The organism is Rhodospirillaceae bacterium, assembly GCA_016712715.1.
Taxonomy (GTDB): Bacteria; Pseudomonadota; Alphaproteobacteria; order Dongiales; family Dongiaceae; genus Dongia.
In genome coordinates this window covers 1,007,742-1,028,512 of the sequence record JADJQM010000003.1, presented here as the reverse complement: position 1 = coordinate 1,028,512, position 20,771 = coordinate 1,007,742, and the positions used below count along the sequence as shown (strand labels likewise).

Here is a 20,771-nt window from a genome sequence, read left to right as displayed (position 1 = left end):
GCTCTCCGAAGACCCCTCACCCCAACCCCTCTCCCCAGAGGGGCGAGGGGCTCGCAACACGCTTGGCAGAACCCCCTCGCCCCGCGATAGCGGGGAGAGGGTTGGGGTGAGGGGTGCTTGAGCTCAGATCCCGAACCGACCTATTAACCCTTACCATACCCCCCGCCGCCCGGCGTCTCGACAAGAAAGACATCGCCTGGCGACATTTCGGCGCCGTCGGTGCCTTTCAGCACCTCCACCCGCCCATCCGTCCGAATGACGGAATTCCGCCCCAGCTGACCCTCGCCGCCGCCTTTTAGGCCATAGGGCGCCACCACGCGGTGGCCGGACAGCATGCCGGCGGTCATCTGTTCCAGGAAGCGGACCCGGCGCACCACACCGTCGCCGCCGCGAAACTGCCCCCTGCCGCCGCTGCCGCGCCGGATATGGAAATCCTCCAGCAGCACGGGGAAGCGGAATTCCAGCACCTCCGGGTCGGTCAGACGCGAATTGGTCATATGGGTCTGCACGGCATCGGTGCCGTTGAAATCCGGCCCGGCGCCCGACCCGCCGGAGATCGTCTCGTAATATTGATGGCGCGCATTGCCGAAGGTGAAGTTGTTCATCGTGCCCTGGGCCGCCGCCATCACCCCCATCGCCCCATAAAGCGCATCGGTGATGCATTGCGAGGTCTCGACATTGCCGGCCACGACAGCCGCCGGATATTTCGGCTTCAGCATCGAGCCATCCGGAATGACGATGTCGAGCGGTTCCAGGCAGCCCTGGTTCATCGGGATGTCGTCGTCGATGAGGGTGCGGAAGACATAGAGCACGGCAGCCTTCGCCACCGCCGCCGGCGCATTGAAATTGGTGCCGAGCTGGTCCGAGGTACCGGTGAAGTCGATCTTCGCCCGCCGCGCCTTGCGATCGACGGTGACACTGACCTTGATCACCGCCCCATCATCCATGTCATAGGCGAAGCTGCCATCGGTCAGGCGGTCGAGGACGCGGCGCACCTGTTCTGCGGCATTGTCCTTTACATGCCCCATATAGGCCTGCACGACCGGCAGGGTGAACTGCCCCACCATGCGATGGAGTTCCTGCACACCCTTTTCATTGGCAGCGACCTGCGCGCCCAGATCGGCGATGTTCTGGTCGATATTGCGCGCCGGATATTTGCCGGAGCCCAGCAGCTGGCGCATCTCCGCTTCCAGCAGGATGCCGCGATCGACCAGTTTCACATTGTCGATGAGGACGCCTTCCTCCTCGACCGTGCGGCTATAGGGCGGCATCGAGCCCGGCGTCAGCCCGCCGATATCGGCGTGATGGCCGCGTGATGCCACATAAAAGAGGATGTCTTTCGCGGCCTCGTCGAAAACCGGCGTCACCACCGTGATGTCGGGCAGATGCGTGCCGCCGTTATAGGGCGCGTTCAAGACATAGACATCGCCGGGCTGCATATCGGTGCCGGTTGGCGTCCTGTGCGCGCGGATGACGCTCTCGACGCTCTCGCCCATCGAACCCAGATGCACCGGCATGTGCGGCGCGTTGGCGATGAGGTGGCCTTGCCCGTCGAACAAGGCGCAGGAGAAGTCGAGCCGTTCCTTGATGTTCACCGAATGGCTGGTCTTCTCCAGGGTCGAGCCCATCTGTTCGGCAATCGACATGAACAAATTGTTGAAGATCTCCAGCATCACCGGATCGACCGAGGTACCGATGGCATGGGTCCGCACGGCGACGATATAGCGCTCCATGACGAGATGGCCGCGGTCGTTGAGCACAGCGCGCCAGCCGGGTTCCACAATATTGGTCGAGATCGGCTCGAGGATAATGGCCGGGCCATCGATCTGCTGGCCGGGACGAAGACTGGCGCGGTCATAGACGGGTGCTGTGAGCGGCTTGCCCTGTGCCCAGAACGGAACGCTGGCCAGCGGCGCTGCGTCCCTGGTGCCGGCGGGGAGCAAAGCGTCCTCGACCTGCTCGGTCTTGCCGATCGCCTCGACCGAGATGGAATCCACGATCAGCTTCTTGTGCGGCACGATGAAACCGTAACGCTGGCGATGCGATTCCTCGAAGCCGGCCTGGATTTCCAAGGCCGTGCCGAAATTGGTGATGAGCGCGGAATCCGTCCCGGCATATTTGAGATGCACCTGGAGGAGAGTGTGGATGTTCTCCGGATCGATGCCTTGTGCGGCGATGTCGCTGCGCGCCGCCTCCGCCATCGCATCCAGTTCGACGGCCAGCGCCGTCACCAGATGCTGGTCGAGGGCGGCCTCAATGGTCTTATGGCGGATGGCGCGCATGTCGGCGAGGCCCATGCCATAGGCCGAGAGTACGCCGGCCAGGGGATGCAGGAAGATCCGCGTCATGCCCAATGCGTCGGCAACCCGGCAGGCATGCTGACCACCGGCGCCGCCGAAACAGGCCAGCGCATATTTGGAAACGTCATAACCGCGCTGGATCGAAATTTCCTTGATCGCATTGGCCATATTGGCGATGGCGATGTCGAGGAAGCCCTCCGCCACGTCTTCGGCGCGCCGCTCTTGGCCGATGGCCTTGGAAATCTCGGCGGCGAGCTTGGTGAACTTCTCGACCACCACGTTGCGGTCGAGTGGCTGATCACCATTGGGGCCGAAGACTTTCGGAAAGAAATCCGGGTTGAGCCGGCCCATCATCACATTGCAATCGGTGACGGCAAGCGGTCCGTTGCGGCGATAGCTCGCCGGGCCAGGATTGGCACCGGCGGAATCGGGGCCGACGCGGAAGCGGCTGCCATCGAAATGCAGGATCGAGCCACCACCGGCCGCGACGGTGTGGATCAGCATCATCGGTGCCCGCATGCGGACACCAGCCACCTGCGCCTCATAGGTGCGTTCGAACTGGCCGTTGTAATGCGAGACATCGGTCGAGGTGCCGCCCATGTCGAAGCCGATAATCTTGTCGAAGCCGGCCTGGCGCGCTGTTTCCACCGCACCGACGATGCCGCCGGCGGGGCCGGAAAGGATGCTGTCCTTGCCCTGGAAATTGCCAGCATCGGTCAGGCCGCCATTCGACTGCATAAACATGAGCCGCGTGGTCTTGTTGCCGATCTCGCGCGCCACCTGGTCGACATAGCGCCGCAGGATCGGCGACAGATAGGCATCGACCACCGTGGTATCGCCGCGGCTCACCAGCTTCATCAGCGGCGATACCTCGTGGCTGACCGATATCTGCGTGAAGCCGATCTCCTGCGCCAATTCTTTCAGCGCCGCCTCATGGGTGTGATAGCGAAATCCATGCATCAGCAGGATCGCGATAGTTCGGTAGCCCTTGTCATAAGAGGCCTGGAAATCCACGCGCGCCTTGGAGATGTCGAGCGGCGTCAGCACCTTGCCATGGGTATCGACTCGTTCTTCGATCTCGATCACATCCCGGTGCAGCAGTTCAGGCAGCTCGATCTTGCGCGCGAAGATCTTCGGCCGGTTCTGATAGGCGATGCGGAGCGCGTCCTTGAAGCCCCGGGTCACCGCCAGCACCACGGCTTCGCCCTTGCGTTCTAGAAGCGCGTTGGTGGCAACCGTCGTCCCCATCTTGATGGCGCCGACGCTCGCCGGCAGCGCGTCGTCAGCACCGAGGCTCAATATGGCGCGAATACCCGCCATGGCGGCATCGCGGTAGCGTTCCGGATTCTCGGACAGCAGCTTATGCGTGATCAGCTTGCCATCCGGCGCCTTCGCCACGATGTCGGTGAAGGTCCCGCCGCGATCGATCCAGAACTGCCAGTTGCTCATCACACACTCATCACTCGCTTATTTCACCACCAGATCCAGGCCGTGGCGCGACAGAATCTCGCAACCATCTTCCGTCACCAGCACGGTCTGGCCCGGATTCATGGCAAGACCGCGCGCGCCGTCGACCAGGATCATATGGAGGAAGAGCACGATGCCCGGTTGGAGTTCCACCGGGTTGTTGGCATAGAGCATCGGCCAGTCCATCCAATTGGGGGAGAATGTCGTACCCAGGCTGTAGCCGCAAGCATTGAGCCTGCAATCGGCGAAGCCCGATTTGTCCACACTCCTCACATGGGCGGCGAAGACATCGCCGAAGGTGCGGCGAGGTTTGATCGCCTCGATGCAGGCCGCCATCGCCTCCACCGCCGCCAAGTGCATGTCGCGCTGCCGCTGGCTGACCTCGCCCAACAGGATCGTGCGCATCAGGCAGGCGTGATAGTGGCGGTAGACGCCGGCGAATTCGAGGGTCAGTTGATCCTGGGCGTCGAGCTTGCGCCGGCCAGACGCGTAGCGCACGAGCAGTGCCTGCGGGCCTGAACCGATGATGAACTCATTGCCGGGGTAATCACCGCCGCCCTTGAACACAGCACCCTGCATCGCCGCCAGGATATCACCTTCGTCGGCGCCGGGTTTCGTCAGGCGATGCGCTTCATCGAGCGCATCGTCGGCGAGCTCGGCGGCGCGGCGAACATAGGCAATCTCCGCCGGACTCTTGATCAACCGTTGTTCCGTCACCAGGCGCGACGCATCGGTGAGGGTGCAGAATCCATCGAGGACCTCCTTCAACCGGAATCCGTTCTGCGCGGTGAGGCCGTAGGCATCGAGTTCGATGCCGAGATGTTTGCCCTTGCGCAGCAGGCGTTTCAGGTCACTTGCCGGATCGGCGCCCGCTTCATCCTTCCAGATGTGAATGGTCTCGATGTCGGAGGTGAGCTGCGCCTGCAGCAGGTCGGGCTTCCGGGTGAGGAGGAACATTTCACCGTCGGCGCCGATGTAGAGACATTGAAAAAAGACGTAGCCGAACGTGTCGTAGCCGGTGAGGTAGTACATGCTTTCCTGGCGGAAGATCAGCAGGCCGTCGAGATTTTCGGCGGCCAATCGGCGGCGCAGGATGGCGCGGCGGGCAGCGAGTTCGGATCGGTCGAAATGGAGCGGCATGGGTCAACTCCGGCAAGAACAGGGTCGTCCCACCGGACCACGCCACCGCCGGCGGCCAAAGAGGGAAGTGACATTTATTCGACATTGTCGAATAATGGGGTGGTGAAACCGGTCCGAATCCAGGCCCTAAAACGCTCAAATGACATCCTGGGGGTCCTTTTGGCGGGACCCTTCGAGGGATTGCCGCTGCGCGACATCGCCCGGGCGGTGAATCTGGCGCCCACCACCGCCTTCACCCTCCTCGAAAGCCTCGCCGACCTCCGGCTGGTGGAGAAGATCCGGGGCGAGCGCCGCTACCGGCTGGGGGTCCGGCTGCTGCAACTCGGGCGCAAGGTCGAGGCAAGGCTCGACATCATCATGCTGGCGCGCCCCTCGCTCATCCGCCTCTGCCAGCAGACCGGGGAGATGGTCAATCTGCTGGTCCCCTCCGTCACCTCGATGATCGTGGCCGAGAGTCTCAAGGGCAATGTCGTGCTGAAGACGACGGCGCTCAAAGGCCGCGACCTGCCCATGCATGGCACGGCATCGGGGAAATGCTTCCTCGCCTTTTCGACGATCGATGTGCGGGCGGCCATTTTCGAGACGCTCAACCTCACCAAGATGACGTCGCGCACGATCAGCGATCTGAAGCGGCTGGAGAAGGAGCTCAGGGAGATCCGCCGCCAGGGCTATGCAACCGAGGAGGATGAGTTCACGCCGGACACGGTGGCGATCGCCTTGCCGCTCATTGATTCGCTGGGCCGCATCCAGGCAACGCTCAGCATCCATGGTTCATCGGCGCGGATCAGCGCGGCGCGCAAGCCGGCTTTGCTGGAAGCGTTGCGCAGCGAGGCACGGCGGATCGAGGCACTGCTGCTATAGGCGTCAGGCCGGCGGGATCAGCACAATATTGCCGACATGGCGCTTTTCCAGGAAGGCGCGCTGCGCGTCGGCGATCGCCGGCAGTGGATAGGTCGCGGCGACGAGCGGCCTGATTTCGCCACGCTCGATATAGCCGATGAGATTGGGAAAGACCGGCTCGTCCCAGGCCGTGCAGCCGATGAGGGTCAGGTCCTTCAGATAGAGATCGCGCATGTCGAGCGCCACGATCGGTCCGGCGATGGCGCCTGAGGTGACATAGCGACCGCCCGGCCGCAGGGCCTTCAGCACGGCACCGAAGCCGGGGCCGGCGACATTGTCGATGGCGATGTCGAGGGTCCCGGCGAGGTCCAGAGGGATGCCCGTCGCGCGGTCGAGAACCTGATCGGCGCCGAGGTCGCGGAGCGCCCCGGCTTTCTCGGCGGTGGTCATGGCTGCGACCCAGGCGCCGCGTCGCTTGGCCAATTGCACGGCCGCGGAGCCAACGCCGCCAGAGGCACCCATGACGAGGAGTCGGTCACCTTTCGCGACGCCGGCCCGGTGCAGCATGTTCTCGGCCGTACCATAGGCGCAAGGAATGGTCGCCAGTTCCGCATCGCTCCAGGCGCAATCGACGGGGAAGATTTCCGCTTGCGGCACTTTCACGAATTGGGCGAATGCGCCGTCGAAATCGGAGGCCATCCAAATGGTTTCCATGGAGGCAAAGCCATGGGTGCGCATGCAGGCCCGGACCAGGATGCGCCGGCCGATCAGGGCCGGATCGCCGCCGGGACCAATGGCGGCGACAATGCCGCAACAATCCGTCCCCTGGATAAAGGGGAAAGGTGTTGCCTTGTTCCAGCCACCATCCGATCGTGCGATATCCGTCGTTGTTGCTGCTGCCGTCGCTGCTGTGCCGTCGGTGACGCTGGAGGAGTACCAACCCAGGCGCGTGTTGATCTCGGTGTTGTTGACACCAGCGGCCAGCACCTTGATCAGCACCTCACCCGCGGCCGGTTCCGGAACGGGCACCTCGCGATAGACGAGCTTGTCGTAACCACCATTGCCGGTGGTGACGACCGCCATCATCGTCCTGCCACCGGGTTTCAGCTCAAAGCGATCCCTTGTGGCCATGGCAATCAGTCGACCAGCGTGTCACGGCGCAAGCCGGCGCGCTCGATATGGACGGGGAGGACGCGGCGGTAAAGCTGGCGGGTGCGCTCCGGACTGCCGACCATGCCCGGCTCCTCGGTGAAACTGAAGATCGCGACATAGCGCGGTCTTGCGCCCACCAGCGGCGTCACGCGATGCAGTGAATAGCGCCCCTTGAATATCTGAAGATCGCCCGGTTCAAGGTGCAAGGTTCGGATCAGGCGGCTGTCGCCATCCAATACGGCCTCGACGCCGGCATAATTCTCGTCGGTGGGCGAGCGCAGATGCGGACTGTATTCGAAATCCCCACCCGTTTCGGCGTTCTGGATTGCCAGTGTCACAGTGTAGTTGTTGGTATCGAAGTGCCAGGGAAAGCCGTTGCCGGCTTCGGCCAGATTGACGATCACATCGGCCAATGGATCTGCGTAGCGATAGAACCTGGCCTCGCCCAGCGCCGCCTGAATGAAGGGCGCGAAGGCCGGCCATTCATAGATTGCCCGAAGGATGCTCTCGGGACCGAAATTGTCGGCCGGCACAAAGGCGTTTGACCGATCGTAGAACCGTCGCAGCGGGTGGCTTGCAGGAAGATCCGGGCGGTCTTTGGTGAAGTAGGGGTTGGTGCGGTTGAAGTTGCGATGCCCGTGGATAGCGACGCGGTCGCTCTCGGCGACCAGTTCGCCCAGGCGTTCGGCCCGCACGAAGCCCTTCAGGACCGCGCAGCCCTCCCTCTCGATCGCGGCACGCAGATCGGCGATGAGGGCGTCGCGCGCCGAACCGGCTTCGCCGATTGGATAGCGGTCGGTGTCGATAAAATGACTGGCGTCTTTCCTCATGCGGTCGGAGTCCTCGAGAAAGAAGAGCCCAGATGCGACGTCCCCAGCTTGCCGGAACATGCCAGGATCCGCGACACTCGTCAGTAAAGCTTGGCCGGGAAACCTGGCGCGCGCAGGTCGGTCTTGAGCGCGTCTTCCAGCAACTTGATGATCATCGGTGATTGCGCCTTGCCGCCATAGACTTCGCGCGCCTGGATGTAGGTCTGCATGGTATGTGCGGCAAGATCGAGCGGCACACCGAATTCGCGCCCGAAGCCCATGGCGAAGCCAAGATCCTTGAGAGCCAGATCGACGCTGAAATCGATGTCGTAGCTGCCGCTGAGGACAAGCTGACCCTCGGTTTCATGGACGAAGGAGTTGCCGGAGCTCGCCGCGATGGCGTGATAGGCCTGGGCGAGGTCAAGGCCACCACGCTTGGCCAGCATCAGCGCTTCGCCGACGGCTTTGAGATGGATGAAGGCGAGCATATTGGTGATCACTTTGATCACGGCCGCCGATCCCAATGGCCCCATATGGAAAATCTTGTCGCCCATCGCCTTGAAGGCCGGCAAATGAGTATCGAACATGTCCTTGTCGCCGCCGGCGAGGATGGTCATGGCGCCTTGGGCTGCCAGATGCACGCCGCCTGTCACCGGCGATTCCATCGTGCGGACACCGTGCTGTTGGGCCATTTCGGCAAAGCGCAGGATTTCTTCGCGCCCCAGGGTCCCCATCTCGATCCAATGCCCGCCCTCTTCAAGGCCGGCCAGGACTCCGTCCTTGTCGGCAAGGACATGTTGCGTGGCACTGGGGCTGGGCAGGCAAGTGATGACGGTATCGCAGGCTTCCGCGACGGCGCGCGGGCTGCTGGCCCAGACGGCCCCGAGATCGAGCAGCGGCTTGGCAGCGGCCTCATTCAGATCATGGACGGTCAGGGAGAAGCCGCCACGCTGCAGGCTTGCGGCGAGATATCGACCGATATTCCCAAGACCGATGAATCCGTAACGCATTTTTGTTCTCCCCGATCTATCCCATTCGTCATGGTCGGCGAAGGCCAACCATCCACGAATTACTCTTCTTTAGTTGCCGACAAACTCGTGGATGGTCGGCCCTCATGCTTCAAAATTGGGCCGACCATGACGGTTAAAATGAACCTTATTGAATCACCCGGTTGGTCATCTCCAGGTGCAGATTGCTACCCGTATAGGGGTGTGCGCGGGCGACGTCTTCGTCGAGTTCGATCCCCAGGCCAGGCTCGGTCGGCGGGATGACGTAGCCCGCTTCCCATTGCACCGGCTTCTTGATGATCTTGCCGTGGAAGCCGCCCCAGGTCTCGATGCTTTCCAGAATCAGGAAATTGGGGCTGCAGGCGGCGAGATGGACGTTGGCCATGCCGATGACCGGGCCCGCGTAAAGATGCGGCGCGATCTGGGCGTAATAGCTTTCCGCCATGGTGGTGATCTTCTTGGCTTCCAGCAGGCCGCCGACGCGGCCGACCTGCATCTGCAGGATCGAGGCAGCGCGGTTTTCCAGCACGCGGGCGAATTCGTATTTGGTGACGAGGCGTTCGCCGGTGGCGATGGGGATGCTGGTGCCGCGGGCGACCAGGGCCATGTCTTCGGGCTTTTCCGGCGGGGTGGGTTCCTCGAACCAGAGCGGCTGATACTTCTCCAGCCGCTGGGCAAAGCGGATGGCGCCGGCCGTGGTGAACTGGCCATGCGTGCCGAAAAGGAGATCGGCCTTGGAGCCCACCGCCTCGCGGATGAGCTTGCAGAACTTCTCGCAGAGATCCATCGATTCCAGCGAGGGCTGCCTGGGATCGAAGGGCGAATAGGGTGCCGCCGGATCGAATTTGATGCCGGTGAAGCCCATCTTGACATAATGGGCGGCGCGCTCGGCGGAGGCCTCGGCATTCCAGTAGATGGAACTGTCCTGGCCCTTTGCCGTGTCGGGATAGATATAGGTGTAGGAGCGCAGGCGATCGTGCACCTTGCCGCCCAAGAGTTCATAGACCGGCTTGCCGGTGGCCTTGCCCTTGATGTCCCAGAGCGCGATCTCGATCGCGGAGAGGACGCTCATCGCCGTTACATCGGGACGCAGCGTGTAGCCCGAGCCATAGACGAGGCGCCAGAGCTTCTCGATATGAAAGGGGTCCATGCCCTCGACATAGCGCTGATAGACATCCTCGATCGCCGCCACCATGACCTTGGGGCCGAAGGCGGTGCCATAGACTTCACCCACCCCCGCGATGCCGTCAGCGGTGACGAGCTTCACGAAGATGAAGTACTGGCCGCCGAAAGAGGGCGGCGGATTGCCGACGACGAAGGTTTTGAGACCGGCGATTTTCATGGGATCAGTCTTGCTGCTGCAGTGAAGGGCGGTTGCGGGCCGGATGACAGATCGGCCCGCAACCGGTCATCTGGGTCTAGGCAAACCACCAGCGCTGGGTGATCTTCATGCCGTCGACATCCCAGTTTGGCGCGACCAAATCGGCATGTGCAACGGTTTTAGCGCATGCATTCATGTAATTATAGAACATCAGGACCATGACGCCGCCATCCTCGGCGACCAGATCCTGCATTTCGGCATACATGGTGGCGCGCTTGGCCTGGTCCAGTTCGGCCCGGGCCGCCACCAGCAGCTCGTTGAAGCGGTCGTTCTTCCAGAAGCTGTCGTTCCAGGCAGCGTCGGCCGCATAGGCCGTCGTGAACATGAGGTCCGGGGTCGGGCGGCCCGACCAGTAGGAGAGGCACCAGGCCTTCTTCATCCAGACACTGTCCCAATAGGCGTCCTCGGCCTCGCGGATGACGTTGATGTCGATGCCGCATCTGGCGGCCGATTCCTTCATCAGCTGGGCGGCGTCCATGGCGCCGGCAAAGGCCGCGTCCGAGGCCGAGAGATCGACCTTGAGCGTGTCGAGTCCGGCCTGCTTCAGGTGGAACTTAGCCTTGTCGGGATCGAAGCTGTGCTTCACCGCCGGGTCCTTGGCGAAGGGCAGGCCCGCGGCGATCGGGTTGTCGTTGCCGGCCGAGCCATGGCCGCGCAAAACCTTCTTCACGATCTCCTCGCGGTCGATCGCGTATTTGAGGGCGAGGCGGACATCCTTGTTGTCGAACGGCGCCATGGTGCAGTTCATCGGCGCCACGTAATGGGCAAAGCCGCTGACTTCGGAAATGTCGACATTGCCGCCGCCGGCCATGCGGTCGACGGTCTTGAGATCGACGCGGTCGATATAATCGACATCGCCTGAGGTGAGCGCATTGCTGCGCGCCACCACGTCGGAAATCGACTGGATTTCGATCTCGTCGAAATAGGTTTCGCGGTGGTAGTTGGCAAAGCGCTTGCCGGTCGCCCGCACGCCGGGGTCAAACCCGGTCATGGCATAGGGGCCGGTGCCGATGCCCGATTGCCAGTCCGCCTTGCCGTCCTTGGCCGGCATCATCGCGAGATGATAGTCGGAGACGACGAAGGGGAAATCGGCATTGCCGTCGCTCAGGGTCACGACCACCTTGTCCTTGCCGTCGGCCTTGATGTCCTTGACGGTGGCCAGCAGGGATTTCGCGGCCGATTTCGAGTCCTCGCTGCGGTGATGGTTGAGCGAGACCACGACATCCTCGGAATCGAACGATTTGCCGGAATGGAATTCGACGCCCTTGCGCAAGGTGAAGACCCAGGTCTTGGCATCGGGCGAGGCTTCGAAGCTTTCGGCGACGTCGGAGATGATCTCGCCCTTGGGCGTCACCTCGGTGAGGCTGGAGCGGGTCGAGCCCCAGCCGAAGACGCCGTTGAAGGTGTCGGGGAAGGTCGCGGGGTCGAGCGTGTCGGTGGTTGAGCCGGACCCCAGGGCCATGCGGAACTTGCCGCCCTTCTTGGGTTCGGCGCGCGCCGCCTTCACGAACATGGTCTGTGCCATGGCGGCGCTGATGCCGGCACCCATGGCCAGCTGCACGAAATCGCGGCGCGACATTTTTCCCTTCGCCGCCAACTTGGTCATCGACTTGATATCCATGGAGCTTTTCTCCCCTGAGATTGCGGTTTCTGAATTGGCACGCCGCCCGGCCGGTGGCTTAAGACGGTGAACGGCGCCCATTCCGCGCTTGACAGGGCGGAAAGTAAAACGATGTATTATTGGCCTAAGGCCTAAATCCATTTGTCGGTCAATCCACCCCATGTCCTACCACCTGCCGCCTTTGCCCTGGTTGCGCGCCTTCGAGGCGGCGGCGCGCCGTGGCTCCTTCGCGGCGGCGGCGGGGGAGTTGGCGCTGACCTCGGCGGCGGTGAGCTATCAGGTACGGGCGCTGGAGAGCCAATTGGGCTATCCGCTGTTCGAGCGGCTGCCGCGGGGGCTGCGCGTGACCGACATGGGCAAGGCCTATCTGGTGCCGGTGCGCCAGGCCTTCAGCGAACTCTCGATTTCGACGCTCTCCATCTTCGGGCCGGTGGGTGAGACGATCCTCAATATCCGCGTACCGGTCTCCTTTGCGGTGCTGTGGCTGACGCCGCGCCTGAGCGGGTTCGCGCGGGCGCATCCCGGCATCCGCATCCGCCTCTTCTCGGCGATCTGGGCGGATGCGCTGCCGGCCGACAAGACCGATGTCGATATCCGGTTCGGCCATGGCAATTGGCCGGGCAGTGCCGCGCAATTGCTGGTCAACGATCCCATCGTGCTGGTGACGGCGCCGCATTCGACGATCACGAGCGCCCGCGACATCGCCAGCGCCGAGCTCATCCAGATCATGGGTGTCGAGAGCGATTGGCTGCATCTCTATGAAGCGGCCGGGCTCCGCCTGCCGCCGGCCGGCGCCGGCATCACGGTCGATACCAGCCTTGCCGCCCTGGAACTGGTGGCTGCCGGCCATGGTGCCGCGCTGGTGCTGGCGCGCTTTGCCGCCGCCTATGAGAAGGCCGGCCGGGTGCGCCGGGTGCCTGGCATCGAACTGCCGCAGGACCAGTCGCATTACCTGCTGACGCCCAACAGCCTCGATGCGCCGCGCGCCGAGGCAGCGCTCTTTGCCGATTGGCTGCGCCAGCAATTGCTGGAAGAGGCCGCCACCAGATCGCCGATTTCCATTTCACCAGGGCCGGGCGCGAAGAAGCTGGCCGGTCACCGACGGAGTTCCCATGGACCATAATGCCAATGCCGCCGATTACATCATCATCGGGGGCGGTTCCGCCGGCTGCGTGCTGGCCAATCGCCTCAGCGCCGATGGCCGCCACAAGGTGCTGCTGGTCGAAGCCGGACCCAGCGACCGGCGCTTCGACATCGATGTGCCGGTGGGCTATGCGCGCACCTATTTCGATCCCAGGGTCAATTGGATGTTCGACAGCGCGCCGGTCCCCTCGCTCGGCAACCGGGTGATCTATTATCCGCGCGGCAAGGTGCTGGGCGGGTCGAGCTCGATCAACGCCATGGTCTATGCGCGCGGCCAGGCGGCGGATTATGACGGGTGGGAAGCGGCCGGCAACAAGGGCTGGGGCTGGCGCGACGTGCTGCCCTTCTACCGCGCGATGGAAGAACATGATTTCGGCGCAAGCGAGTTCCATGGCGGCGACGGGCCCATTCATGTGACGCAGATCGGACGCGATGCGCATCCGATCTGCGACGTCTTTTTTAAGGCGTCCGAGGAACTGGGCTACAAGCATCTGGCCGACCTCAATGGGCCAGAGACGGAAGGTGTCGGCCATTACCAGATCAACACCAAGAAGGGGCAGCGCCATTCCTCGGCCAAGGCCTATCTGCGCCCGGCGATGACGCGCCCCAACCTCCAGGTGCTGATCCAGGCCCATGTGCAGAAACTGATCCTCGATGGCAACCGCGTGGTGGGCTTGCGCTACCGGCGCGATGGAGTGGAGACCGAGATCCGCGCCAAGCGCGAGGTCATCCTTGCCGCCGGCGCCATCGGTTCGCCGCAACTGCTGCTCCTCTCCGGCATCGGGCCGGCGGATGAATTGCGGGCACTCGGTATCGAGGTGAAGCTCGATGCGCCTGCGGTCGGCCGGAATCTGCAGGATCATATCTGCTACGATCACTATTTCGATGCGCGGGTGCGTACGCTCAACAGCGACCTCGGCAATTGGCTCAGGCGCATCAAGGCCGGCATGCAATATGCGCTGCTGCGGCGGGGACCCTTGTCGATGAGCCTCAACCAGGCGGGCGGTTTCGTGCGCTCGTCGCCGGACCGGGCACGACCCAACATCCAGCTCTATTTCTGCCCGCTTTATTACGAGAAGGCGACGCCGGACAGCCGCGAGCTGATCAAGGTGAAGGCGGACCCGGCTTTCTCGCTCAGCGCCTCGCCCTGTCGGCCGTTGAGCCGCGGCTATCTCAAGCTGCGCGCGGCGGATGCCGGTGTCGCACCCGAGATCCAGCCGAACCTGCTGGCGGCACCCGAGGACATGGCGGAAATCGTCGAGGCGGCACAGTTGATGCGCCGCTATGCCGCGACCAAGGCCCTTGGCGCCATCATCCGCAGCGAAACAAAACCAGGCGCACGCGCGCAATCCGATGCCGAATTCGCGGCCTATGTGCGGGAATCGAGCTATTCGATCTTCCACCCCTCGGGCACCTGCCGCATGGGGCCGGTGCCGGGGAAGCCGTGGTCGATGCGGAGCTGCGGGTTTATGGAATGGGTGGGCTGCGGGTGATCGATGCCTCGATCTTCCCCAGCATCCCGTCCGCCAACACCAACGCGCCCACCATGATGGTGGCGGAGAAGGGCGCGGCGGTGATCCTGGGGGCAGGTTCGGCAGGGTAGAATTCCCCCGCCTTCTGCGCTGATCCGTCGCGGTGGTCGGTGTGCCAGCGCTGGCAATCCGCGCCCACGCTGGCTATGGTTGGGGCCGACATTCTACCAGCGGGCGAATTCCGGACATCATGAGCATTTGGGGCAAGATCATCGGTGGTGCTGCCGGCTTCTTTGCACTGGGTGGGCCCTTGGGCGCATTGCTGGGGGCGCTGGCCGGCCATGCCATCGACAAGCAGATGGAACCCGATCTGCCGCCCGGGCAGCCGCCTGGGCAGCCTGATGACCGGCGGGCGACGCGCGAGATCGCTTTCACCATCGCCGTCATCGCGCTGGGCGCCAAGATGGCCAAGGCCGACGGCACGGTGAGCCGCGCCGAAGTCGCCGCCTTCAAGCAGGTGTTCAAGATCCCGCCCGACGAGATCAACAATGTGGCGCGCGTGTTCGACCTCGCCAAGCGCGATGTCGCGGGCTTCGATGCCTATGCGCGGCAATTGGCGGGCATGTTCGACGAGCGCCATCCGGTGCTGGAAGAACTGATCGACGGCCTGTTCCACATCGCGCTTGCCGATGGCGGCGTGCATGAGGCTGAGATCGACTTCATCCATGACGTGGCGCGAATCTTCGGCTTCTCGGATGCGGATTTCGCGCGGCTGCGCGAGGTCAATGTCGGCGCCGACCATGCCGATCCCTATACGGTATTGGGTGTCCGGCGCGAGCAATCGGATGACGAGATCCGCGCGAGCTGGCGGCGCCTGATGCGCGAAAATCACCCCGACAAACTGATGGCCCAGGGCCTGCCGGCGGAGTTCGTGGCGCTGGCCAATGAGAAGGTCGCGACCCTCAACGCCGCCTATGACAGGATTGCCAAGGAACGCGGCATCAAGTAGGTCAGCCCCTGGTTATGACCGATTGAACTGGCTGCTGCTCCCATGCCCCCCGCACCACCCCTGGTCGCACTCCGCGACGCCAAGATCACCTTCGGCGGCAAGCCGCTCTTTGCCGGCATCACGCTCACCCTGGGGAAGGGCGAGCGGGTCGCGCTGGTGGGTGCCAATGGTTCCGGAAAATCGACCATTCTCAAGGCCTTGGCCGGGCAGATCGAGCTCGATGGCGGGACTCGTTTCCTGCAGCCGGGGACGCGTATCGGCTATCTCTCCCAGAGCCCGGACCTCGCCGCCGGCGGATCGGTCGCGAAATTCGTGACCGCGGCCCTGCCTGGGGCGGAGGAGGATGACTACCGCATCGCCCGGGTGCTCGATCATCTCGACCTCGATCCCCAGCGCGATATTGCGACCCTTTCGGGGGCGAGGGCCGGCGCGCCGCCATGGCGCGGGCGCTGGTCGCGGAGCCGGAGATCCTGCTGCTCGATGAGCCTACCAACCATCTCGACCTCCCCACCATCGAATGGCTGGAACAGGAGTTGGCGGCGTTCTCCGGCGGCATCCTGATGATCAGCCATGACCGCACCTTCCTCACGGCCCTCTCCAAGCGCGTGCTGTGGCTGGATCGCGGCCGCCTGTTCGAGATGGACGGCAATTTCGCGGGCTTCGAGGAATGGTCCGGCAATATCCAGGCGCAGGAAGCGGCCGAGGCGCGCCGGCTGGAGAAGAAGATCGAGCAGGAAGAATACTGGATGGCGCGCGGTGTGACCGCAAGGCGGTCGCGCAATGAAGGGCGTCGCCGTGGCCTGATGGCGCTGCGCAAGGAACGCGCCGAGGCGCTGCGGGCGATCGGCCGCGCGAAGCTCGAACTCGGCGAAGCGGTGCAGGGCGGGCAGGTCGTGATCGAGGCGGAGAAGATCTCGAAGACCTTCACGCGGCCGGACGGCACCCTGCGACCCATCGTCAACAGCTTTTCGACGCGCGTCCAGCGCGGCGACCGGATCGGCGTCATCGGCCCCAACGGCGCCGGCAAGACCACGCTCATCAAGATTTTGACCGGGCATATCAAGCCCGATGGCGGCAAGCTGAAACTCGGCACCAATGTGACGCCGCTTTACCTCGACCAGCGGCGCGAGAGCTTCGATCTCGACAAGACGCTGTGGCAGACGCTTGCATCCGGGGGCGGCGATTCAATCATCGCCCAGGGCCGTTCGCGCCATGTGGTGGCTTACTTGCGCGATTTCCTGTTCGACGAGAAGCAGGCGACCATGCCGGTGCGGGCACTTTCGGGCGGCGAGCGGGCGCGGCTGCTGCTGGCGAAACTGTTCGCCCAGCCCGCCAATCTCATCATTCTCGACGAGCCCACCAACGATCTCGACATGGATACGCTGGATTTGCTGCAGGAAGTGCTGGGCGAGTTCGACGGCACGGTCATCGTGGTCTCCCACGACCGCGACTTCCTCGATCGGCTGGCGACCTCGATCATCGCGGTCGAAGGCGATGGGGTGGTTGAGGAATATCCCGGCGGCTATTCCGACTATCTCGACCAGCGCCGCCTCGCCGAGCACCATGCGGTGCTGGTGAAGCCTGCCAGCAAAAGCGTGCCACGCGCAGCGGTGACCGCCGAGACGCCGCGCTGGTCGTCGAAGGATCAGCGGGCGCTTGACCAGGTGGCGGACCGGATGACCACGCTGGAAGCCGAGATCAAGACGATCGAGGCGGCCCTGGCCGATCCCAATCTCTATGCCAAGGACCCCGCCAAGTTCGAGAAGGCCAGCGCCTTGTTGGCCGCGAAACAGGGCGATCTCGAAACGGCCGAGTTGAAATGGCTGGAGCTTGAGGAACGGCGCAGCGAATTGGGGGCGTGATGTCGGCCTATATCGATAGCTTCTACCGGCGCACGCTGGCCGATGATCGGCGCTATCCGGCGCTCTCGGGTGATCTTGCCGTCGATGCCTGCATCATCGGCGGCGGACTTGCCGGCCTGACGACCGCGCTGGAGCTGGCGCGGCGCGGGCGCAAGGTCGCGGTGATTGAGCAACACCGTGTCGCCTGGGGTGCCTCGGGGCGCAATGGCGGGTTCGTGACCTCCGGTTATGCGACGGGCCTCGACAATATCCGCCAGCGCACCAACGCGGATGATGCCGACAGCCTCTATCGCCTGTCGATCGAGGGGGTCGAGATCGTGCGCGCGAACATCGCAGCCCTCAATATCGCCGGCGCCGATGTGACGCCGGGTATCCTGCGCGTGATCCGTTATGACGGCGCCGATGGCCTCAAGGCCTATCAGGCGGAGATGAACGGCCGCTTTGGCGAGAAGCTGGCGTTCCGTGACCGAGCGGCGGTGCAGGCGGAGCTTGTCTCCGATGTCTATCATCAAGGCCTCTATGATCCGGATGGATTTCATTTTCATCCGCTGAACTATGCGCGCGCGCTCGCGGCCGAGATCGTGCGCCTGGGTGGTGCGGTGTTCGAGGACACAACGGCCATGTCGGTTGTGCGCGCAGGCGCCGCGCATGTCATCGGCACGGCGGGTGGCAAGGTCACGGCGCAGCACGTGGTCTTTGCCGGCGGCGGTTATACCGATGCGGTCTCGAAGGAGCTGCGGCGGGCCTATCTGCCGATCGCCACCTATGTGCTTCTCACCGAGAAGCTCGGCGGTCTGGTCCAGCAGACAATCCACACCAGGGCCGCGATCGGCGATGATCGGCGCGCCGGCGATTACTACCGCCTGGTCGAGGGTGACCGGATCCTCTGGGGCGGGCGCATCACGACGCGAACGCAGGATCCCGCCAATCTCGCCCAGCAATTGCGGCGGCAGATGGTCGGCACCTATCCGCAGCTCGGGCAAGTGAAGATCGAGGCGGCGTGGTCCGGCCTCATGTCCTATGCGCGGCATCTGATGCCGCAGATCGGGCGGCTGGAGGAAGGACTCTGGTACTGCACCGCGTTCGGCGGCCATGGCATGAACACGACGGCCATCGGCGGCAAGGTGGTGGCGGAAGCGATCACGGGAACGAGCGATCGCTACCGGCTCTATGCGCCCTTCGGGCTCGATTGGAATGGCGGGCCGTTCGGCCGCGCCGCCGTGCAGCTCACCTATTGGGCCTATCAGGCGATGGATGCCTGGCGCGAGCGCTGAAAGCACAAGGCCCGGACCAGCTTGTGCCGGTCCGGGCCTTGCTCAACAGAAGATGGCTTAGATCGCGGCCGTCATCATGATCTCGACCTTCCACTTGGGGTCGGCGAGCTTGGCTTCGACGGTGGCGCGGGCCGGGGCTTCGCCCTTCACGACCCATTCCTTCCAGGCCTTGTTCATGTCCTGGAAGGTCGAGATGTCGGACAGCCAGATATTGGTCTTGATGATCTTGGTCTTGTCGGTGCCGGCCTGCTTCAGGAGGGCATCGATCTGGCCGAGGATGTTCTTGGTCTGCTCATAGACCGAGGCCGACACCGGGTCTTCCGCCACCTGGCCGGCGAGGTAGACGATGTTGTTGTGGATGACGGCATCAGAGATGACCGACGGATCGCCCAGGCGCTTCAATGACATGTTGACCTCTAATATATTGGAAAAGATGGAGAAATCTGGCCCGGCGGCCGGTCCGCCGCGATTTGGCTTGGGTGGCCGGGCGGCGCATTATGCAGATGCCGGGGCCTGGCGCAAAGGGGTCGTCAGATAATGTGCGGGGGCCGCATGCCGACTGTTGCATTCCGCGCCCACCCCGGCTAAAAGGCCCCCGCAGCCGCCTCCTTACGTCCCCATCGTCTAGAGGCCTAGGACACCACCCTTTCACGGTGAAGACACGGGTTCGACTCCCGTTGGGGACGCCAGCGATACAGTACGTTCGGGTGCCCGGGCATTATTGGTCGATCCAAAATAGGACTCTTTCCCCGCGATGTCCGCGAGGCCGGCCATCAGCCCGACTACTTCCGCTTCCAATCCGCGCTCCTCGTCCGTGGGCCTCAATATGATACGGTCAATAAGGTGCCGAATCAGTTGGGTCGCATCGTGCCGGCATGAAGGATCGTTGAGGGCAACCTGGATGCCATCCAACCGAGCGCGGTAGAGTTCGGCAAGGTTGGAGTGCAACTCAACGTCGGGCTCCTCGCGGGCTGCATCGGCTTGGTCCCTAAGTTCAGCGAGCATGGACTCGTGCTCGACGACTGCCTTACGCATGGCGGGCGTATCCGTTCCGTTTGCGATTGCATCGACAATACGGTCGATCTTGGATTGAAGTTCGCGAATTTTCTTGTCCGAATTCTTTAGTGTCCGACCGCGAGCTTCCCGCATCATTTTCTTGGCTGCACGGTACTCCTTGTCAAATGCGTCGATGGCGTCCGGTTGCGTTAGGTGATGGCGAAGTCCCGCGAGAACCTGTTCTTCAAGATGATCCAAATTGGCCCGCCGCCCATTGTCACATGATTTCCCCGACCTTTGAGCTCCGCAGGCAATGTAGACGCGATCGCAAACAGTGTACTGCGATCCACAACATCCGCATTCCATCAAGCCGGAGAGCAGTCTTTTGGGACGCCGTTTCGTGACGGGGTTTTTGCTCCCGGCTTGGTTCTGCTTTAGCTTTGTTGCGTGACCTTCCAGAGCGCATCACTGACAATCCGAAGCGCAGGAACATCTTGACTCACACGGTCGCTTTCCAGATTGACAATGCTGACATACTTCGCAGTTTCGGGATCTTGGCGCTGCGATACGCGATTGTAAACAATGCGTCCAATATAAATTGGGTTCTGGAGGATGCCATTGAGGCGCTTCTTCTGCCCTGCGATCGTTGATGAGTTCCACTCCCCGCCGCGCGCGGTCGGCACTCCCTCTGCATTCAAAACCTTGGCAATCGCTCTAGTGGAAACGCCTTTAGCGAACATCTGGTAGATGCGGCACACTACGGCTGCTTGATCTGGACGGACCTCGCGAAAGCCCCGGATGGGTTCGCCTTTCTCATCGTACTTCTTTACCACCCGATAACCGTACGCCAAGCCTCCCGCCGCCCGACCGGCGAGAACGCGACCGCTTTGACCGCGCCGAACTTTGTTGCCCATCTCCGTGATGAAGAGTGCATTCATCGTACCCTTCAGCCCAACTTCCATCTCTCCTACAGCGCCATCGGCGAGCGTTAGAATCTTAACGTCGACATGCCGCAATCGCTTGTAGATCTTAGCAATATCCTCTTGATCGCGGCTAAGGCGGTCGAGCCCTTCGGCGATGACGATATCGATGCGACGCTTCTTCGCATCCGCGAGCATCCGTTGGATACCAGGTCGGGACTCAAATAGGGTTCCTGACAGAGCTGGATCCTTATAGATCTCCACAACTGTAGCTCCGATGTCGGCAGCGCGTTTTCGACACAGCCTGATCTGGTCGTCAATGGAGCTCTCAAGTTGCAGATTGCTACTGTACCTCGCGTAAATGGCGGCGCGCTTCAT

Annotated in this window: 14 protein-coding genes, 1 tRNA gene and 2 pseudogenes; 7 read left to right on the top strand and 10 right to left on the bottom strand. The window is 63.0% G+C overall.

All coding sequences use genetic code 11. The annotated features are described in order from the left end of the window. Positions 1 to 143: 143 nt before the first annotated feature. On the bottom strand, positions 144 to 3,749 hold the full coding sequence (locus tag IPK59_22490; protein ID MBK8161399.1) for a hydantoinase B/oxoprolinase family protein: 3,606 nt from the start codon (positions 3,747 to 3,749) through the stop codon (positions 144 to 146). 18 nt (positions 3,750 to 3,767) lie between these two features. Next, positions 3,768 to 4,907, bottom strand: coding sequence for an aminopeptidase P family protein (locus IPK59_22485; protein MBK8161398.1), 1,140 nt, complete (start codon positions 4,905 to 4,907; stop codon positions 3,768 to 3,770). Positions 4,908 to 5,066: 159 nt separating this feature from the next. On the opposite strand from IPK59_22485, the gene IPK59_22480 reads away from it, so the two are divergent. Continuing rightward, positions 5,067 to 5,768 (top strand): IclR family transcriptional regulator, encoded by a 702-nt coding sequence (locus IPK59_22480; GenBank protein ID MBK8161397.1) that lies wholly within the window; start codon positions 5,067 to 5,069, stop codon positions 5,766 to 5,768. Positions 5,769 to 5,771: 3 nt separating this feature from the next. On the opposite strand, the gene IPK59_22475 is transcribed toward IPK59_22480, so the two are convergent. From IPK59_22475 to IPK59_22455, 5 genes are all read right to left on the bottom strand, one after another. Then, on the bottom strand, positions 5,772 to 6,833 hold the full coding sequence (locus tag IPK59_22475) for an alcohol dehydrogenase family protein (protein MBK8161396.1): 1,062 nt from the start codon (positions 6,831 to 6,833) through the stop codon (positions 5,772 to 5,774). A 50-nt stretch (positions 6,834 to 6,883) separates the two neighbouring features. Then, positions 6,884 to 7,729, bottom strand: coding sequence for a hypothetical protein (locus tag IPK59_22470; GenBank protein ID MBK8161395.1), 846 nt, complete (start codon positions 7,727 to 7,729; stop codon positions 6,884 to 6,886). 80 nt (positions 7,730 to 7,809) lie between these two features. Beyond that, on the bottom strand, positions 7,810 to 8,718 hold the full coding sequence (locus IPK59_22465) for an NAD(P)-dependent oxidoreductase (protein ID MBK8161394.1): 909 nt from the start codon (positions 8,716 to 8,718) through the stop codon (positions 7,810 to 7,812). Between the two features lie 145 nt (positions 8,719 to 8,863). Next, complete coding sequence (locus IPK59_22460) at positions 8,864 to 10,057, bottom strand: mandelate racemase/muconate lactonizing enzyme family protein (protein MBK8161393.1); 1,194 nt, start codon at positions 10,055 to 10,057, stop codon at positions 8,864 to 8,866. Between the two features lie 76 nt (positions 10,058 to 10,133). Beyond that, positions 10,134 to 11,702, bottom strand: a complete 1,569-nt coding sequence (locus IPK59_22455; protein ID MBK8161392.1) for an ABC transporter substrate-binding protein — start codon at positions 11,700 to 11,702, stop codon at positions 10,134 to 10,136. Between the two features lie 175 nt (positions 11,703 to 11,877). On the opposite strand from IPK59_22455, the gene IPK59_22450 reads away from it, so the two are divergent. The 5 genes and pseudogenes from IPK59_22450 (at position 11,878) to IPK59_22430 (ending at position 18,477) form a co-directional block, all read left to right on the top strand. Continuing rightward, positions 11,878 to 12,840: a LysR family transcriptional regulator gene (locus IPK59_22450; protein ID MBK8161391.1), complete on the top strand. Its 963-nt coding sequence runs from the start codon at positions 11,878 to 11,880 to the stop codon at positions 12,838 to 12,840. Continuing rightward, positions 12,830 to 14,463 (top strand): annotated as a pseudogene (locus IPK59_22445) (GMC family oxidoreductase N-terminal domain-containing protein). Before IPK59_22450 ends, IPK59_22445 begins: the two are co-directional and overlap by 11 nt. A 119-nt stretch (positions 14,464 to 14,582) precedes the next feature. Further along, the gene (locus IPK59_22440) at positions 14,583 to 15,341 is read left to right on the top strand and encodes a TerB family tellurite resistance protein (GenBank protein ID MBK8161390.1); all 759 of its coding nucleotides are present in this window, start codon (positions 14,583 to 14,585) and stop codon (positions 15,339 to 15,341) included. Positions 15,342 to 15,383: 42 nt separating this feature from the next. Next, positions 15,384 to 17,203: pseudogene (locus tag IPK59_22435) on the top strand (ATP-binding cassette domain-containing protein). Continuing rightward, positions 17,200 to 18,477 (top strand): FAD-binding oxidoreductase, encoded by a 1,278-nt coding sequence (locus IPK59_22430; GenBank protein MBK8161389.1) that lies wholly within the window; start codon positions 17,200 to 17,202, stop codon positions 18,475 to 18,477. Before IPK59_22435 ends, IPK59_22430 begins: the two are co-directional and overlap by 4 nt. A gap of 57 nt (positions 18,478 to 18,534) precedes the next feature. Here the strand turns inward: IPK59_22430 and IPK59_22425 are convergent, their stop codons facing one another. Continuing rightward, complete coding sequence (locus IPK59_22425; GenBank protein MBK8161388.1) at positions 18,535 to 18,885, bottom strand: RidA family protein; 351 nt, start codon at positions 18,883 to 18,885, stop codon at positions 18,535 to 18,537. A 205-nt stretch (positions 18,886 to 19,090) separates the two neighbouring features. Here IPK59_22425 and IPK59_22420 point away from each other — a divergent pair. After that, a tRNA-Glu gene (locus IPK59_22420) sits at positions 19,091 to 19,166 on the top strand. Here the strand turns inward: IPK59_22420 and IPK59_22415 are convergent. Next, positions 19,126 to 19,839, bottom strand: a complete 714-nt coding sequence (locus IPK59_22415; GenBank protein MBK8161387.1) for a hypothetical protein — start codon at positions 19,837 to 19,839, stop codon at positions 19,126 to 19,128. The genes IPK59_22420 and IPK59_22415 overlap by 41 nt on opposite strands. A 68-nt stretch (positions 19,840 to 19,907) precedes the next feature. After that, positions 19,908 to 20,771, bottom strand: a complete 864-nt coding sequence (locus IPK59_22410) for a recombinase family protein (protein MBK8161386.1) — start codon at positions 20,769 to 20,771, stop codon at positions 19,908 to 19,910.

Excerpts from the sequence above, each read along its gene's own strand:
- IPK59_22490 (MBK8161399.1), bottom strand. The coding sequence starts at position 3,749 with ATGAGCAACTGGCAGTTCTGGATCGATCGCGGCGGGACCTTCACCGAC.
- IPK59_22485 (MBK8161398.1), bottom strand. The coding sequence starts at position 4,907 with ATGCCGCTCCATTTCGACCGATCCGAACTCGCTGCCCGCCGCGCCATC.
- IPK59_22475 (MBK8161396.1), bottom strand. The coding sequence starts at position 6,833 with ATGATGGCGGTCGTCACCACCGGCAATGGTGGTTACGACAAGCTCGTC.
- IPK59_22470 (MBK8161395.1), bottom strand. The coding sequence starts at position 7,729 with ATGAGGAAAGACGCCAGTCATTTTATCGACACCGACCGCTATCCAATC.
- IPK59_22465 (MBK8161394.1), bottom strand. The coding sequence starts at position 8,718 with ATGCGTTACGGATTCATCGGTCTTGGGAATATCGGTCGATATCTCGCC.
- IPK59_22460 (MBK8161393.1), bottom strand. The coding sequence starts at position 10,057 with ATGAAAATCGCCGGTCTCAAAACCTTCGTCGTCGGCAATCCGCCGCCC.
- IPK59_22455 (MBK8161392.1), bottom strand. The coding sequence starts at position 11,702 with ATGACCAAGTTGGCGGCGAAGGGAAAAATGTCGCGCCGCGATTTCGTG.
- IPK59_22450 (MBK8161391.1), top strand. The coding sequence starts at position 11,878 with ATGTCCTACCACCTGCCGCCTTTGCCCTGGTTGCGCGCCTTCGAGGCG.
- IPK59_22440 (MBK8161390.1), top strand. The coding sequence starts at position 14,583 with ATGAGCATTTGGGGCAAGATCATCGGTGGTGCTGCCGGCTTCTTTGCA.
- IPK59_22425 (MBK8161388.1), bottom strand. The coding sequence starts at position 18,885 with ATGTCATTGAAGCGCCTGGGCGATCCGTCGGTCATCTCTGATGCCGTC.
- IPK59_22415 (MBK8161387.1), bottom strand. The coding sequence starts at position 19,839 with ATGGAATGCGGATGTTGTGGATCGCAGTACACTGTTTGCGATCGCGTC.
- IPK59_22410 (MBK8161386.1), bottom strand. The coding sequence starts at position 20,771 with ATGAAGCGCGCCGCCATTTACGCGAGGTACAGTAGCAATCTGCAACTT.